Origin of the sequence: Pseudomonas sp. HPB0071, from assembly GCF_000478505.2 — a bacterium.
GTDB classification, from domain to species: domain Bacteria; phylum Pseudomonadota; class Gammaproteobacteria; order Pseudomonadales; family Pseudomonadaceae; genus Chryseomonas; species Chryseomonas luteola.
In genome coordinates, this window is the sequence record NZ_KI517367.1 from 1905497 (window position 1) to 1919997 (window position 14501).

Here is a 14501-nt window from a genome sequence, read left to right on the forward strand (position 1 = left end):
GAGCTTCTTGTAGGTGCTGCGGCGTGCTGCGACCTGCCAGATCACTTCGCGGCCAGCATGTTCGGGGCGCTTTTCGACGCCGGTGTAGCCGGCATCGGCGCAGACGACGTTCTCGTCACCGTGCAGCAGTTTGTCGACCTGGGTGATATCCGCCACGTTGGCTGCCGTGCCTACCACGCTGTGTACCAGCCCCGACTCATCATCCACACCGATGTGCGCCTTCATGCCAAAGTAATACTGGTTCCCTTTCTTGCTCTGGCGCATTTCCGGGTCGCGCTTGCCGTCCTGGTTCTTGGTCGAGCTGGGCGCGTGGATCAGTGTGGCATCGACGATAGTGCCCTGGCGCAGCGACAGGCCGCGATCCCCCAGGTAGCCATTGATTACGCCGAGGATGCTGGCTGCCAGCTCATGTTTCTCCAGCAAACGACGGAAGTTGAGGATGGTGGTTTCGTCGGGAATACGCTCCAGGCTCAGCCCGGCGAACTGACGCAGGATGGTCGTCTCGTAGAGCGCTTCTTCCATGGCCGGGTCGCTGTAGCCGAACCAGTTCTGCATCAGATGGATACGTAACATGGCCATCAGCGGATAGGCTGGACGACCACCTTCACCCTTTGGGTAGTGTGGCTCGATCAGGGCAATCAATCCCTTCCACGGCACCACCTGATCCATCTCGATCAGGAACAATTCCTTACGGGTCTGCTTGCGCTTGCTGGCGTACTCGGCGTCGGCGAAGGTCATCTGCTTCATGGAAAAACTCGGCTGGCGGGATCGGCGTATTTCACCAGATTCGGGAAGTCTTTTTCAGACCTTCCCTAACGGCAATCTGAACCTTTCAGTCGAAGCGATGGAAAGCGCGCGCGGTATCCGCCTGGAAACTGCTCCGGGCAGTAGCCATACCGTCTACTTGGCGATTCCGGAAGGCATTGATCTCAGCTATGGATTGTTGATGCGCAATCTGGAGGCGGGTACGACCACTCGAAACCCGCAATTTCGGTAAAAAAGCGGCCGGTTCGCGCATGAAGCTGACCAGCCGCCCATGCAGTTCAGCGCGCGAGTCGTTACAATGTGCTCATGCATGATGACCTCTCTCTCCTCCTGAATTCCCTGAATGCCGCCCAGCGTGAAGCGGTGGCGGCGCCCCTTGGCCGACAGTTAGTGCTTGCGGGTGCCGGTTCCGGCAAAACCCGGGTGCTGGTGCACCGCATCGCCTGGTTGATCCAGGTCGAGCATGCGTCGCCCCACTCGCTCCTGGCAGTGACCTTTACCAACAAGGCCGCTTCCGAAATGCGCCATCGGATCGAGCAGCTCTTGAACATGAATCCGCAAGGCATGTGGGTTGGGACGTTCCACGGACTTGCCCATCGTCTGCTCAGGGCTCACTGGCAGGAAGCCAAGTTATCCCAGAACTTTCAGATTCTGGACAGCGATGACCAGCAACGGCTTGTCAAACGAGTCATTCGGGATCTAGGGCTGGATGAGCAGCGCTGGCCTGCACGGCAGGCGCAGTGGTTCATCAACGGCCAGAAAGACGAAGGCTTACGTCCGCAGCATATCCAGGCCAGTGGCGATCTGTTCCTGGCCACCATGCGCAGCATCTACGAGGCGTATGAAGCAGCGTGTGCTCGTGCCGGCGTCATCGATTTTTCCGAGCTGCTGCTCCGTGCCCTAGAACTGTGGCGCGATAATCCAGACCTGCTTGCCCATTACCAGCGCCGTTTCCGCCATGTGCTGGTAGATGAGTTCCAGGATACCAATGCCGTGCAGTACGCATGGCTCAAGCTGCTCGCCCAGGGCGGAGAGAGCCTGATGGTAGTGGGTGATGACGACCAGTCCATCTACGGCTGGCGTGGCGCGCGTATCGAGAATATCCAGCAGTTCAACCAGGACTTCTCTGCCGCCATCATTCGTCTAGAGCAGAATTATCGCTCCACCAGCACGATTTTGCAGGCAGCCAATGGCCTGATCGCCAATAATAGCGATCGGCTCGGCAAAGAGCTATGGACGGATACGGGTGAAGGCGAAGCCATTACCTTGTACGCGGGCTTCAACGAGCACGATGAGGCCCGCTACATCGTCGAAACTATCGAAAGCGAATCGAAGAAGGGTCTCTCGCTAAGCGAAATGGCCATTCTGTATCGCTCCAACGCCCAGTCACGGGTATTGGAAGAAGCGTTGCTGAGGGAAAAAATTCCCTATCGCATCTATGGCGGCCAACGCTTCTTTGAACGCGCCGAAATCAAGAATGCGATGGCGTATCTACGCTTGATCTGTCATCGCCATGACGATGCAGCGCTGGAGCGTGTCATCAATGTCCCGCCCCGCGGCATTGGTGAAAAGACGGTCGAGATTCTGCGTAACACTGCACGCACAAACGGCTACTCCATGTGGCAAGCACTGCATGATGCGGTCGGCACCAAGTCGGTATCCGGTCGGGCGGCATCCAGTCTGAATGCCTTTGTCGAGTTGATCGATGAACTGGGGCTCAGGTCTGAAGATGTCCCGCTGCATACGCTGACTCAGATCGTGATCGAGCAGACAGGGCTTGTGGCCTATCACAAGGCTGAAAAGGGCGAGAAAGGTCAGGCACGGGTCGAAAACCTTGAAGAATTGATCAGCGCCGCGAAGTCCTTTGATTTCAGTGGTGACGATGATCGTTCTCCTCTGGCTAACTTCCTTGACCATGCGGCCTTGGAATCTGGGGATAATCAGGCAGACAGCCATGAAGACTGTGTACAGCTCATGACGCTGCACAGTGCGAAGGGTCTGGAGTTTCCGCTGGTCTTCCTGGCTGGTATGGAAGAAGGCCTGTTCCCTCACAAGATGAGCCTGGAAGAGTCCGGCCGCTTGGAGGAGGAACGCCGCTTGGCCTATGTGGGAATTACCCGGGCCATGAAACGTCTGGTGATGACCTATGCGGAAACGCGCCGGCTTCATGGAACCGAGACCTATAACAAGCTCTCGCGCTTTATCCGCGAGGTGCCACCAAACCTGATTCAGGAAGTCCGCCTGTCCAATTCGGTCAAGCAGCCGTTTGGCGTAGGTCGACCTAATCCGTTTGCAGGTGCCGCCATTCCAGACACGACGTTTGCATTGGGCCAACGAGTCAATCACGCCTTGTTTGGCGAAGGGGTCATTCTGAATTACGAGGGCTCAGGTCCACATGCACGTGTTCAGGTGAATTTCGACGCCGAAGGCAGCAAGTGGTTAATGGTGAGTTACGCCAAGCTGGAGCCGGTTTAACGTATACTCCAGGGCGGCCAAGGTCGCCCTGTCTGTTTGAAGAAGGACATTGCGTGGCATCTTCCTGGCTCTTCTGGGCATTGCTGTCAGCCGTTTTCGCGGCGCTCACAGCCATTTTTGGCAAAATTGGCGTTGCCCAGGTCAATTCGGACTTTGCTACCTTGTTGCGGACTGGAGTAGTGTTCCTGTCGCTTGTGCTGATTGTTTATGCGACCCGCCAGTATCAGCCCTTAAGCTCGATCTCGCCAAAGAGCTATCTCTTTCTTGTGTTATCTGGATTGGCTACCGGCGCCTCCTGGATCTGTTATTTCCGAGCCTTGAAGATGGGTAACGCCTCGCTGGTAGCGCCAGTAGACAAGCTGAGCGTAGTGCTCGTGGCCCTATTCGGTGTGCTGCTGCTAGGCGAAAAGCTGACGCTGCGCCAATGGTGCGGCATTGGCGCAATCGGTTTTGGCGTGGTGCTGTTGGCGCTGAAACCCTAGGGTTGAAGGCGCAAGGAAAGGCTTGTCAAACGGTGGGAGATTGCCGAAGCATGCAAGACAAGCCTATTCCCTGCATAGAGGTGCTCAGGCGCCCTACCCACCGAGCCCCGCCACGACTGCTTCTGTCAGGCATTTACAGGCCGGTATCCTTGTAAAGCGATAGCCACCATCCCTTGCATCACAACACTCCACTCCCGTAGCCCAAGATGCAAATGGTTTGGACAGCATACCGTCTCAAGGTAGTAATGAAATGATAGCGCTCAGCCATCAATTTCAGATCTGTGCTTTTAGCCACAGCCGATGTTTAGAAAACACCCTAATTGAGTACGCGCTAACGCTTTTTTGGAGCTGACCAGTGGTTTGAAATATTGCGCATAAAGCAATAGTCCAACAGCAAACGATAAGGCTTGAGTAAACCATGCAAAAAGCCGAAACAATTAGCGCTAGCCCTTACGCAATGTCCGGCGCAAGATGGACATCAACGTAGTTCACGATAAGAGATCTTACGATGCAACGCATAATGAGTTTTTTCATGATCATCTGCCTGGGCCTGACCCTGAGCCTTGATGCCAATGCCAAGCGCATGGGTGGAGGCAAGTCGGCTGGTGCAGCTCCCATTCACCAGACACGCCAGGCGGCACCGCCTCAACAGCAACCGGGCGCAGCGGCAGCCGCACCGGGTCGTCAGGCGCCAGCCGCTAGCGGTGCTTCTCGCTGGCTGGGTCCGTTAGCCGGTCTTGCCGCTGGTGGCTTATTGGCTTCCATGTTCATGGGCGACGGTTTCGAAGGCTTCCAGTTCTTCGACTTCCTAATCATGGCCCTGATAGCGTTTGTTCTGTTCAAGCTATTCACGCGCCGCCGTCAGCAGCAACATCAGCAGCATCAGCCCGCTCCGGCAGGCCACGCGCCGATGTACCGTGAAGCGCCTGTACAGCAGCCTGGCGGATTCGGTCAGGGTGGTGCCGCGCCAGTCATGAATGCGCCTGCCTGGTTTGATGCAGAGCGTTTCGTTGCAGCTGGCCGTGAGCACTTCATGTCTCTGCAGCAGCACTGGGATGCCAACGAGATGGACAAGATCGCCGAGTTCGTGACGCCTCAGATGCTCCAGTGGCTGAAAGATGAGCGTGCCAGCTTGGGTGAAGGCTTCCAGTCCACCTACATCGAGAACTTGCAGGCTGAACTGGATGGCGTGGAAGAGCTGGAAGGCAAGACCATCGCTACCATCACGTTCTCTGGCTTGTCGAAAGAGTCTCGCTTCGACCAGGGTCAGAATTTCAGCGAAAGCTGGCGTATGGAGCGCCTGGCAGGTAGCAACCAGCCCTGGCTGCTGGCCGGTATCCGTCAGAACGCTTGATCGCTCTGTGTTTCAGAAAAGCCCGGCCATGCCGGGCTTTTTCATTTCTACCGTTTGTCGCGCTGTTCGTACAGGTAGCGCATTCTCGATGGCACCTTTTCCATCTTTTATATTCTTGACTAGGGTATAACACGCACCCCTGCATTAGAGGATGTATTGATGGAAGACGTGATTGAAAGGCTGCGCGAAGAGAACGAGCCTGTTCCGGTACCGCTCGAGCTGCCCGATGAGGACCTGTTGGTCGAAATCGAAGAAGAACTGTTGATCAGCCTTCCGCCCGAGTTTCGCGAGTTTCTTCTCACCGTCAGCGATGTGGTATACGGCAAGCTCGAGCCCGTAACGGTGACCGATCCGCAGTCCCATACCTACCTCCCAGAAGTGGCCGCTACAGCCTGGTCGGAAGGTCTACCTCGCGATCTGATACCCATTTGTGAGGACGGTGACGGCTACTACGCCGTCAGTCAGGAAGGCGAGGTTCTGCTCTGGACGGACGGTGAGCTGGACGATGACACTTGGGATTCCGTCTGGATCTGGGCACGAGATGTCTGGCTGGAAAGCTGATCATTGATCAGCTCTATAGCGTTAGCCTGCCGCTATTGGCAGGCTTTACGAGACGCTTGTAGCGGATTGCACGAGAATGGCAGGCCAGACGCTGAACGTAAGCGGCTGCGCAAGGTCTGGATATAGCTATCTTTTCCGCTAGAAGGTAATCCCTGGATGAGCACTCCTGTCGTTCTGATCACTGGTGCCGCTGGCGGGCTCGGTCGAGCACTGGCCCAGCGTTTTTCACAGAGTCACTGGCGCGTTGCAGCGGCAGATCTGGACAAGGATGGCCTGCATGATCTCAATGGCAATGTTCCCCTGGATTCGAGCGTCGTAGCTGATCTACGGACGGCCGAAGGCTGTCGTAACCTCATCAGCAAGGTGATGGCGCGTACCGGCCGCCTCGATGCTCTGATCAATGCGGCAGGTGTCTGGCGCGAAGGCCCTGTCGAGACGTTCAGCGAAGAGGATTATGACCTCGTCATGTCGGTCAACCTCAAATCGACCTTCTTCATGTGCTCCGCTGCCATCCCGTTTCTCAAGGAAACCCGCGGAACGATCATCAATATTTCGAGCGGTGCGGGTCGCCAACCTGTCTCGGGTGCTGCCGCCTATGGCGCTGCTAAAGCCGCTATTCGTTTCTTCAGCCAGAACCTCGCCATTGAGCTGGCCAAGGACGGTGTGCGGGTCAATGCTGTCTCCCCAGGCGATATCGATACGCCCATGCTGGATTTTCAGGCGGCCCATTATGGCCAGGGCGATCCTACCGGCTACCGGCGCAACTTACTCAATCGGTATCCGCAAGGTGATCAGGCCCGCTTTATCCAGCCTGAAGAAGTCGCTGAACTGGTGTACTTCCTATGCCAGCCGCAGGCCTCTGCTATCTCGGGGGCAGACATGCCTATCGATAGGGGGTTGTCGGCGGGTCGCTCATAAAACGGATATAGCTAACGCACGAATCCTATGGCAAATCGCCATAACATTGCATACTGACGCCGCCGGAATTACCGGTGATTTGAGGATATGACGAGGCCTATATGGAAGCCGGTAATCACCAGCTCAGTATGACCATTCTGATGACGCCCGATTTGGCGAACTTCTCTGGCAAGGTGCATGGTGGCGCCTTGCTTAAACACCTGGATGAAGTGGCCTATGCCTGCGCCAGCCGTTATGCAGGCCGTTATGTGGTAACACTGTCGGTCGATCAGGTGATCTTTCGCGAACCGGTCAACGTAGGTGAATTGGTTACGTTTTTGGCATCGGTGAACTACACCGGAACGACGTCTATGGAGGTCGGTGTAAAGGTCATTACGGAAAACATTCAACAGCGCTCGGTACGCCATACCAACAGCTGCTTCTTCACGATGGTTGCATTGGGTGATGACGGCAAGCCCTGCCCCGTTCCTCAACTGGAACCCAAGACGTTCGACGAGAAACGCCGCTGCATACAGGCACAGCAACGCCGGCAAATTCGCCGAGAGTTGCAAGAGCGGTATCAGGCGATCAAGGAAGACGTACTTCCTTCATCCGGCTGATCAGGGCCTAAACAAAAACGCCGCGATTATCCGCGGCGTTTTTATTGGAGCCTGTCGGCCGTTAGCGGCGTTGCAGCTTGAAGATAAATACCTTGGTAGCCTTGCGCGGTACGATTTGTCCACCTGATACACGAGGAGCAAAGCGCCAGCTGCTCAACGCATCGAGCACGGAGCGCTCGAACATTTTGTTGGACGACTCCAGTACTTCCACATCAGTAATACGGCCATCTGCGGTTACGGTAAATAGCACTTTGACCTCCCCGCTTAATCCGCGACGACGCAGCACATCAGGATATTTGGGCTGATCCATCTTCAAAGGACGGATATCGCTGTCGTCGATGCTCCCAGTAGGGAGGCCTGCAGGACCTGCAGAAGCGGCGGTCTTGGCGCCAGGCGTGGCCACGGGTGCCTGAACAGGTGCGCTTGGTGCAGCCGCAGGCGTAGGAGCACTTGCTGCCGGTGCAGCAGGCGCAGGGGCTGGCTCAGGCTCTGCTTTGGGCTCAGGCTTCTTTTTGACCGGTAGCGGTTTTTGCTGGGTGTGCTCAACCGGCTTGGGTTTCGGCTTTGGCTTGGGCTTTTCGACTACCGGTTTGGGTGGTTCGACGGGCTTGGGCGGTTCAACCGGCTTAGGAGGCTCCGGCTTAGGCGGTTCGGGCTCTGGTGGGGCCGGAGGTGTAGGCGCTGCTGCCGGAGGCTCTGGGGCAGGCTCCTTTTTGGGCAGCTGGATAAAGCTGACCTTTAGCTCGCTTGGGCTATCACCCTTGCTGATTTTGAGTTCGGGCGGAGTCTGTACGACAAAAAACAATGCAGCCGCCAGCGCCGCGTGCATAACAAAGGAAGTCCCCGAGGCCAGCCACCAACGACGAGGAGGCGTTGTTTCGGTTGTCGGCTCGGCATTGCCGACGTTCTCCTCCAGCGGAGGCACCTCATCGCTTCGTGAATACCCTTGCAGCGAAATGATCTCTGCGCCTGGATCCGTACGACTGGCATTTACACCATCAACAGGCTCAACCTCACTGCGCACGACATACAGACGTACTCCTTCAGCCGATTCAGCAGGGTGCTCAGGCTGCAGCGAAGGGTCTTGCTCAGGCGATTTTGATCTCGCCGGCAACGTCAACGACATAGGAATGATCCACAAAGGCGGTCAGATTTAATAATCATTATCATTAAGATAACGAATTTATCAACTTTTAGCGACAACAGGATTCCTATTGCATGTAATTCATCAAATCTGACTCTAGGGCGGCTGCATCTACGACCGTTTCGAAGATCAATTCGACCCGGCTATCCTTGCGCCACTCACTGATCCGCCATTCACCCTGTCCACTGGCTTGATTGAAGCTCCACCACTGCCCATCTGCATGCAGAATGGCTTTTGCCCTGAGCAGTGCAGGTAATGCGCCCAGCCATGTCTGAACTGCTTGGCGGTTAAATTGGCTGCTATGGTGAAACCGCCACCCTATGGCGAAGCGCCCTTCAGCCTCATGAATTTGCCTTAAGGGCTGTCCAGGTAACAGCAGCGAAGGTAATGGTCCCCGCTGACCAGGGGGAGGCACTGGGAGTGAATCGAGAGCACGTTGGCCAGCTACACAAGCGCTTCCGGGCAAAAGGTTAAAAGGCAGCCTTCCCTGCTGGGTCCATTGCCACTGGATGTCGGGCAAGGAGGCTAGAAGCGCCTGCCGGCTTCTGTTATTCAACAACTCAGACTTGTTGAGTACCAGCAGCCCAACCCCAGGTAACGCCTCACGTTGAGCATCAGGCAGCTGTTCCCCGCTCGCCAGGCGGTGAGCATCAACCACCATGACTGCCGGTTGAATCGCCAGTACGCCCTGCCAGGTACCTTCGGCGAGCTGCTTGAGCAATGTAGCCGGATGCCCCAGCCCTGACGGCTCAATGAAAAGGCGCTGGGGCTGAGCCCTGCGCAACAACTGCACCAGGGCTACCTGCAATGGCGCACCGTTGACGCAGCACAGGCATCCTCCCGGCAATTCAGTCAATGAGATACCGGCATCCGTGGTATGCAACAACGCAGCATCAAGCCCTATCTGACCGAACTCGTTAACCAGTACTGCCCACCGCTCGTGTTGAGGACGCTGCGTCAGCAAATGCCGGATGAGGCTGGTCTTGCCTGCCCCCAAAGGTCCTGTTATCACGTGGGTAGGTATATGCTTGAGCATGTTTATGTCTCGATTCGGTCAGTGGTAGAGTCGCCGATTTAAGCCGGTTATCTCTATGTATCGCCTATTTGCCTGTGTAGCCTTCCTCGCTCCGCTCTATGTGCAGGCCGAAGCGTGCCTGGTCCACAGCAAGGGTAAAGGCGTCGATGTGAAAGTCTGCCAGCAGAATCGCTCGATTCCAGCGAATCTATTTCATGATGGATTTTGTAAGCCTCAACTGGCAGAGCAGAACGTTGAGGTTACCTTTGCTGAACAATGCCCTACCGGCGGATTCGGTATCTGCCAGAACGCCCAAGTACAAGGCATGCCGTACAGACAGGACATCCATTATTACAGTATTGCTACGGATGCACGCTTCTTGAAGCCGTTCTGTGAACAGCAGAGCCAGGGCACGTGGCTGGATACATCCAAGCGGACTGAATGATGACAGGCTCTGATGCCTTTATGGATCATCCTGCTGATGGCAAAGGCTACTGGCACAAGGCAAATAGGTTATAAGATAACAACCTAATCTGTTTGACGGTTTTCTATCTTATGAAAAGACCGCCTGCCTGGTCTCTACTACTTGCCCCTTCCTTGCTGTGCTCATCTTTTGCATTTGCCGATGGCTTACCTGTGAATTGTATGAGTACGGGGCAAATAGTCAGCTGCGAAGACCTTGCAGGCAGTCACTATCATGTATCGGTTGTGGATAAACATATTTTTATCCAAGGATACGATGCTGCAACCCAGCGCACCTGGACGCAAACCCAGGCACACTATGGTCGAATCAGTTTCTTGATGGGTTACGCCTCGGATGGCGAAATCTGGTCCGGCTTTACACGGGCCATTGGTTGGACTTCACGTGGACGCGTGTCCAGCTCGTCTGCAGGTCGACAAACACTTTTATGCGGCCGTATTGGTGGCTGCACGTCCAACCCATAAAAAAGCCCCGTTTAACGGGGCTTTGCTGAATACATTATTCAACCGTTACCGACTTGGCTAGATTGCGAGGCTGATCCACATCAGTCCCTTTCAATATAGCGACGTGATAAGACAGCAATTGCAGCGGTATAGTGTAGAGGATTGGCGCCAGCACATCATGAATGCTGGGCATCCCGATCAGGTGGGTGCCTTCCCCGTTGGTAAGACCAGCTTCTGCATCCGCGAAGACAACCAGCTGACCGCCTCGAGCGCGTACTTCCTGAAGGTTGGATTTCAGCTTTTCCAACAACTCATTATTGGGCGCTACCGTAACCACAGGCATGTCGGTGTCCACCAGCGCCAGCGGGCCGTGCTTGAGCTCACCCGCCGGATAAGCCTCGGCATGAATATAGGAAATCTCCTTGAGCTTGAGCGCGCCTTCCATTGCCACCGGATATTGAGCACCACGGCCGAGGAACAAAGTATGGTGCTTCTCTGCAAATAGCTCGGAAATCTTCTCTACGCGCTTATCCATGGCAAGCGCTTCATCAAGACGCGCGGGTAAACGGCGGAGCTCTTCCACCAATTCAGCCTCAACGCCAGCCTCAAGACGGTTCTGAACTCGGCCCAGCGATAGCGTAAGCAGCAGCAGTGCAACCAGCTGCGTCGTGAACGCCTTGGTAGAAGCAACCCCGATCTCAGGACCCGCCTGTGTCAGCAAGGTCAGGTCCGACTCACGTACCAGCGAGCTGGTCGCGACGTTACAAATTGCAAGACTGCCCAAATAGCCCAGCGGCTTGGCATTTCTAAGCGCAGCCAAGGTATCCGCTGTCTCCCCTGATTGGGAGATGGTCACAAACAGCGTGTCAGCCTGTACCGCTACGCGCCGATAGCGGAACTCACTTGCCACCTCTACCTGGCAAGGGATACCCGTAAGCCCTTCCAGCCAATAACGCGCCACCATACCGGCATGAAAACTTGTGCCGCAGGCAACGATCTGAATATTCCTGACACGCCCAAACAGGTCTGTTGCCTGAGGACCGAATGCCTCGGTCACCACATGGTCTAGACCCAACCGCCCTTCCAGGGTGCGCTGAACCACAGCAGGCTGCTCGTGAATTTCCTTGAGCATGAAGTGGCGGAACGAACCTTTGTCAGCGGCTTCGGCCCCTTCGGTAAACTGAACAACTTCACGTGTTACCGGTTCACCATCCACCGACCACAGCGAGACGCCATTCAGACGAATCTCTGCAATGTCGCCTTCTTCCAAGTAGATAAAGCGATCCGTTACCTGCCGGAGCGCCAACTGGTCCGACGCCAGGTAGTTTTCCCCAATACCCAGGCCGATCACCAGAGGGCTGCCGCTTCTGGCAGCGACCAGACGATCAGGCTGATCGATATTCATGACCGCTACACCGTAGGCACCATGCAGTTCTTTCACCGCTGCCTTCAGCGCATGCGTGATATCACCGGTTTCCTTCAGCTTGTGATGCAGAAGATGAACGATGACTTCGGTATCGGTCTGGGAGGTAAAGACATAACCGAGCCCCTTTAACCACTCGCGCAGAGGTTCATGGTTTTCAATGATCCCATTGTGGACCACTGCAATCTGACCATGAGAGAAATGAGGATGGGCATTTGCTTCAGTTGGCGCGCCATGTGTGGCCCAGCGGGTATGGGCAATACCGAGGCGACCTGTCAGGCCTTCACTATTAAGCGCGCTAGCCAGCTCGCTGACCTTGCCGGGGCGACGAATGCGCTCAAGGGTCTGCTGCGCCGTCAGTACGGCAAGACCTGCGCTGTCATACCCTCGGTATTCAAGGCGCTTGAGCCCTTCAACGAGGATAGCGGTGATATTACGCTCAGCAATGGCGCCTACGATGCCACACATGGAAAACTCCTAAACAAGCGATGCATATGAATGCTTCGTTCAAATTTTAAAGAGTGGCTGTGGATATTTGGTGGAGATCATTTATCCACAGCCACACAAATGACAGTAATGCCCCGTTGTTCCAATTGGTGTCTGGCTTCATCAGGGAAACGCCCATCAGTCACAAGCGTGTGAATGTTCGACCAGGGCAGTTCCAGGTTGGGAATACGTCGACCAACCTTGTCCCCTTCTGCCATAACGATGACTTCTCGGGCCACTTCAGCCATTACACGCGACAAGCCCAATAATTCATTGAACGTTGTCGTGCCCCGTTCAAGATCCAATCCATCAGCACCAATGAATAGCTGATCGAAGTCGTAAGAGCGCAAGACCTGCTCAGCCACTTGCCCTTGAAAGGATTCCGAATGAGGGTCCCAGGTCCCGCCAGTCATTAACAAAACCGGCTCATGCTCAAGTTCACGCAAGGCATTGGCGATATGAAGCGAGTTGGTCATCACAACCAGACCTGCTTTGTTTTCCAATTCGGGAATAAGCGCAGCGGTCGTGCTGCCACTATCAATAATGACCCGGGCATGTTCGCGGATACGTGAAGAGGCAGCCCGTGCAATGGCCTGCTTATACGGTGATGGCGCTTGAGCAAGATCGCTCAGAAGCTCATGGGGGATCGAAACGGCGCCACCGTATCGGCGTAGTAAGAGACCATTCTTTTCGAGCGCAGCCAAATCCTTTCGAATCGTAACTTCTGAGGTGGCAAACAGTTTGGTCAACTCATCAACTGTCACCTCACCCTGTTCATTCAAACGGGCAAGGATGTCGTGGCGACGTTGCGGAGTGTTGCGCTTGGCCATAAGTTTCGATTCGAAATTTATATACTTCGAATCAAAACCCTTAACGGAAAAAAAGTCAACCCAGAATGAAAAAGGCTGTGAGTATTTCACAGCCTTTTGGGTTACTTCTTCTTGAGAGGACGTTGCCAATCAGGCTTGTTAACCTGTCTTGCCCTACCCAGTGCCAGCGTCTGTGCAGGCACGTTTTCCGTAATGGTAGAACCTGCAGCCGTGGTTGCTCCATCGCCTAACGTGACTGGTGCGACCAACGAACTGTTGGAGCCAATGAAGACGTCATCGCCAATCTCGGTTCTATACTTGTTGGCACCATCATAGTTGCAGGTAATGGTGCCGGCGCCTACGTTACAGTTCTTTCCTAGGACAGCATCACCCAGATAAGACAGATGCCCCGCCTTGCTGCCTTCATTAAGATGAGCGTTTTTCAACTCGACGAAATTACCCACATGAGCCCTGGCTTCCAGAACAGAACCGGGACGTAGCCGAGCAAAAGGACCTACATCGGCACCCTCACCCACTACTGCGCCATCCAGATGACTGTTGGCCTTGATAACCGCCCCGCGTTTCAACGTGCTGTTGTGGATAACACAGTTGGGCCCAATTTCGACGTTGTCTTCGATAACCACCGTGCCACTCAGAATAACATTGATATCAATAGTGACATCACGGCCAGTCTGGACCTGCCCACGCAGATCAAAGCGTGTCGGATCCAGTAGTGTTACACCTTGCGTCATGAGCGCTTGCGCAGCGCGCCATTGATAGTGTCGCTCAAGATCAGCCAACTGCTTTCTGTCATTGGCTCCCTGAACCTCCATGGCATCGTCTGGCTGAGCCGTTGCAACGCGCGAGCCATCGGATACGGCCATTGCGATGACATCCGTCAGGTAATACTCCCCTTGTGCATTGCTGTTGGAAAGTCTACCGAGCCACTCTCCCAATCGCTCGCCCGGAACGGCCAGAATACCGGTATTACCTTCGCGGATTGCCTTCTGCGTTGCATCGGCATCCTTATGCTCAACAATTGCATACACCTCACCGCGGTTATCCCGAAGGATACGTCCATAACCCGTGGGATCTGCCAGTTCTACAGTCAACAATGCCAGCTGCTGAGCGCTAACCTGCTCTAGCAGACGCTCAAGCGTAGACGTCTCAATCAGCGGAACATCGCCATATAGGATCAGTACCCGCTTCGCCGACAGATGGGGAAGCGCCTGGGCGACAGCATGGCCTGTACCCAACTGCTCCTGCTGGACGACAAAGTTGAGGTCATCTGCTGCCAGACGCTGCTTGACGGTTTCGGCTCCATGGCCGATCACCACATGGATCTTTTGCGGAGTCAGTTCGCGGGCGCGATCGATCACGTGTCCCAGCATGGCCTTCCCGGCAATCGGATGAAGAACCTTGGGCAGAGCGGAGCGCATACGGGTGCCTTGCCCCGCAGCAAGAATGACAATTTCAAGGGACATGTTTACGCCTCGATAGGGCCGTTAAGCCGTTAGACACGGATAAAGAGTCTCAGAAGAGAAAC

15 protein-coding genes are annotated in these 14501 nt (G+C 55.2%); 9 read left to right on the forward strand and 6 right to left on the reverse strand.

What is annotated here, in order from left to right:
- Positions 1-747 (reverse strand): IS5-like element ISPa16 family transposase (locus tag HMPREF1487_RS08975; protein WP_010796314.1); only part of this gene is annotated, 747 nt, incomplete at its 3' end.
- On the opposite strand from HMPREF1487_RS08975, the gene HMPREF1487_RS08980 reads away from it, so the two are divergent.
- The 7 genes from HMPREF1487_RS08980 to HMPREF1487_RS09010 all read left to right on the forward strand — a co-directional run bounded on the left by HMPREF1487_RS08980 (position 746) and on the right by HMPREF1487_RS09010 (position 7154).
- Positions 746-997 carry a hypothetical protein gene (locus tag HMPREF1487_RS08980; protein WP_037029867.1) on the forward strand — a complete coding sequence of 84 codons (252 nt, stop codon included), beginning with the start codon at positions 746-748 and terminating at the stop codon, positions 995-997. The two genes, HMPREF1487_RS08975 and HMPREF1487_RS08980, sit on opposite strands and share 2 nt — an antisense overlap.
- Before the next feature lie 74 nt (positions 998-1071).
- On the forward strand, positions 1072-3240 hold the full coding sequence (gene uvrD / locus HMPREF1487_RS08985) for a DNA helicase II (RefSeq protein ID WP_010796315.1): 2169 nt from the start codon (positions 1072-1074) through the stop codon (positions 3238-3240).
- A 53-nt stretch (positions 3241-3293) separates the two neighbouring features.
- Positions 3294-3722: an EamA family transporter gene (locus tag HMPREF1487_RS08990; RefSeq protein ID WP_010796316.1), complete on the forward strand. Its 429-nt coding sequence runs from the start codon at positions 3294-3296 to the stop codon at positions 3720-3722.
- 508 nt (positions 3723-4230) lie between these two features.
- Positions 4231-5076 (forward strand): Tim44 domain-containing protein, encoded by an 846-nt coding sequence (locus tag HMPREF1487_RS08995; RefSeq protein ID WP_010796317.1) that lies wholly within the window; start codon positions 4231-4233, stop codon positions 5074-5076.
- Positions 5077-5235: 159 nt separating this feature from the next.
- A complete protein-coding gene (locus HMPREF1487_RS09000; RefSeq protein WP_010796318.1) occupies positions 5236-5637 on the forward strand; it encodes an SMI1/KNR4 family protein in 402 nt (133 codons plus the stop codon).
- Positions 5638-5793: 156 nt separating this feature from the next.
- A complete protein-coding gene (locus tag HMPREF1487_RS09005; protein WP_010796319.1) occupies positions 5794-6555 on the forward strand; it encodes an SDR family NAD(P)-dependent oxidoreductase in 762 nt (253 codons plus the stop codon).
- A gap of 101 nt (positions 6556-6656) precedes the next feature.
- Positions 6657-7154, forward strand: a complete 498-nt coding sequence (locus HMPREF1487_RS09010) for an acyl-CoA thioesterase (protein WP_010796320.1) — start codon at positions 6657-6659, stop codon at positions 7152-7154.
- A 61-nt stretch (positions 7155-7215) separates the two neighbouring features.
- On the opposite strand, the gene HMPREF1487_RS09015 is transcribed toward HMPREF1487_RS09010, so the two are convergent.
- Both HMPREF1487_RS09015 and HMPREF1487_RS09020 read right to left on the reverse strand, forming a co-directional pair.
- A complete protein-coding gene (locus tag HMPREF1487_RS09015) occupies positions 7216-8280 on the reverse strand; it encodes an energy transducer TonB (RefSeq protein WP_010796321.1) in 1065 nt (354 codons plus the stop codon).
- An 85-nt stretch (positions 8281-8365) separates the two neighbouring features.
- Complete coding sequence (locus HMPREF1487_RS09020; RefSeq protein WP_010796322.1) at positions 8366-9334, reverse strand: CobW family GTP-binding protein; 969 nt, start codon at positions 9332-9334, stop codon at positions 8366-8368.
- Between the two features lie 55 nt (positions 9335-9389).
- Between HMPREF1487_RS09020 and HMPREF1487_RS09025 the strand changes: the two genes are divergently transcribed.
- Both HMPREF1487_RS09025 and HMPREF1487_RS27290 read left to right on the forward strand, forming a co-directional pair.
- Entirely contained in the window at positions 9390-9758 is a 369-nt protein-coding gene (locus HMPREF1487_RS09025; protein ID WP_010796323.1) for a hypothetical protein, read from the forward strand.
- 263 nt (positions 9759-10021) lie between these two features.
- On the forward strand, positions 10022-10258 hold the full coding sequence (locus HMPREF1487_RS27290; protein WP_125888025.1) for a hypothetical protein: 237 nt from the start codon (positions 10022-10024) through the stop codon (positions 10256-10258).
- A gap of 34 nt (positions 10259-10292) precedes the next feature.
- On the opposite strand, the gene glmS is transcribed toward HMPREF1487_RS27290, so the two are convergent.
- The 3 genes from glmS to glmU form a co-directional block, all read right to left on the reverse strand.
- Entirely contained in the window at positions 10293-12128 is a 1836-nt protein-coding gene (gene glmS, locus HMPREF1487_RS09030) for a glutamine--fructose-6-phosphate transaminase (isomerizing) (protein WP_010796324.1), read from the reverse strand.
- 77 nt (positions 12129-12205) lie between these two features.
- Positions 12206-12976: a DeoR/GlpR family DNA-binding transcription regulator gene (locus HMPREF1487_RS09035; RefSeq protein ID WP_010796325.1), complete on the reverse strand. Its 771-nt coding sequence runs from the start codon at positions 12974-12976 to the stop codon at positions 12206-12208.
- Between the two features lie 101 nt (positions 12977-13077).
- Positions 13078-14439 carry a bifunctional UDP-N-acetylglucosamine diphosphorylase/glucosamine-1-phosphate N-acetyltransferase GlmU gene (glmU, locus tag HMPREF1487_RS09040; protein ID WP_010796326.1) on the reverse strand — a complete coding sequence of 454 codons (1362 nt, stop codon included), beginning with the start codon at positions 14437-14439 and terminating at the stop codon, positions 13078-13080.
- Positions 14440-14501: the final 62 nt, after the last annotated feature.

What these genes read in the sequence shown, in the direction of transcription:
- HMPREF1487_RS08980 (WP_037029867.1), top strand. Translation starts at nt 746, where the DNA reads ATGGAAAAACTCGGCTGGCGGGATCGGCGTATTTCACCAGATTCGGGA.
- uvrD (WP_010796315.1), top strand. Translation starts at nt 1,072, where the DNA reads ATGCATGATGACCTCTCTCTCCTCCTGAATTCCCTGAATGCCGCCCAG.
- HMPREF1487_RS08995 (WP_010796317.1), top strand. Translation starts at nt 4,231, where the DNA reads ATGCAACGCATAATGAGTTTTTTCATGATCATCTGCCTGGGCCTGACC.
- HMPREF1487_RS09000 (WP_010796318.1), top strand. Translation starts at nt 5,236, where the DNA reads ATGGAAGACGTGATTGAAAGGCTGCGCGAAGAGAACGAGCCTGTTCCG.
- HMPREF1487_RS09005 (WP_010796319.1), top strand. Translation starts at nt 5,794, where the DNA reads ATGAGCACTCCTGTCGTTCTGATCACTGGTGCCGCTGGCGGGCTCGGT.
- HMPREF1487_RS09010 (WP_010796320.1), top strand. Translation starts at nt 6,657, where the DNA reads ATGGAAGCCGGTAATCACCAGCTCAGTATGACCATTCTGATGACGCCC.
- HMPREF1487_RS09015 (WP_010796321.1), bottom strand. Translation starts at nt 8,280, where the DNA reads ATGTCGTTGACGTTGCCGGCGAGATCAAAATCGCCTGAGCAAGACCCT.
- HMPREF1487_RS09020 (WP_010796322.1), bottom strand. Translation starts at nt 9,334, where the DNA reads ATGCTCAAGCATATACCTACCCACGTGATAACAGGACCTTTGGGGGCA.
- HMPREF1487_RS09025 (WP_010796323.1), top strand. Translation starts at nt 9,390, where the DNA reads ATGTATCGCCTATTTGCCTGTGTAGCCTTCCTCGCTCCGCTCTATGTG.
- glmS (WP_010796324.1), bottom strand. Translation starts at nt 12,128, where the DNA reads ATGTGTGGCATCGTAGGCGCCATTGCTGAGCGTAATATCACCGCTATC.
- HMPREF1487_RS09035 (WP_010796325.1), bottom strand. Translation starts at nt 12,976, where the DNA reads ATGGCCAAGCGCAACACTCCGCAACGTCGCCACGACATCCTTGCCCGT.
- glmU (WP_010796326.1), bottom strand. Translation starts at nt 14,439, where the DNA reads ATGTCCCTTGAAATTGTCATTCTTGCTGCGGGGCAAGGCACCCGTATG.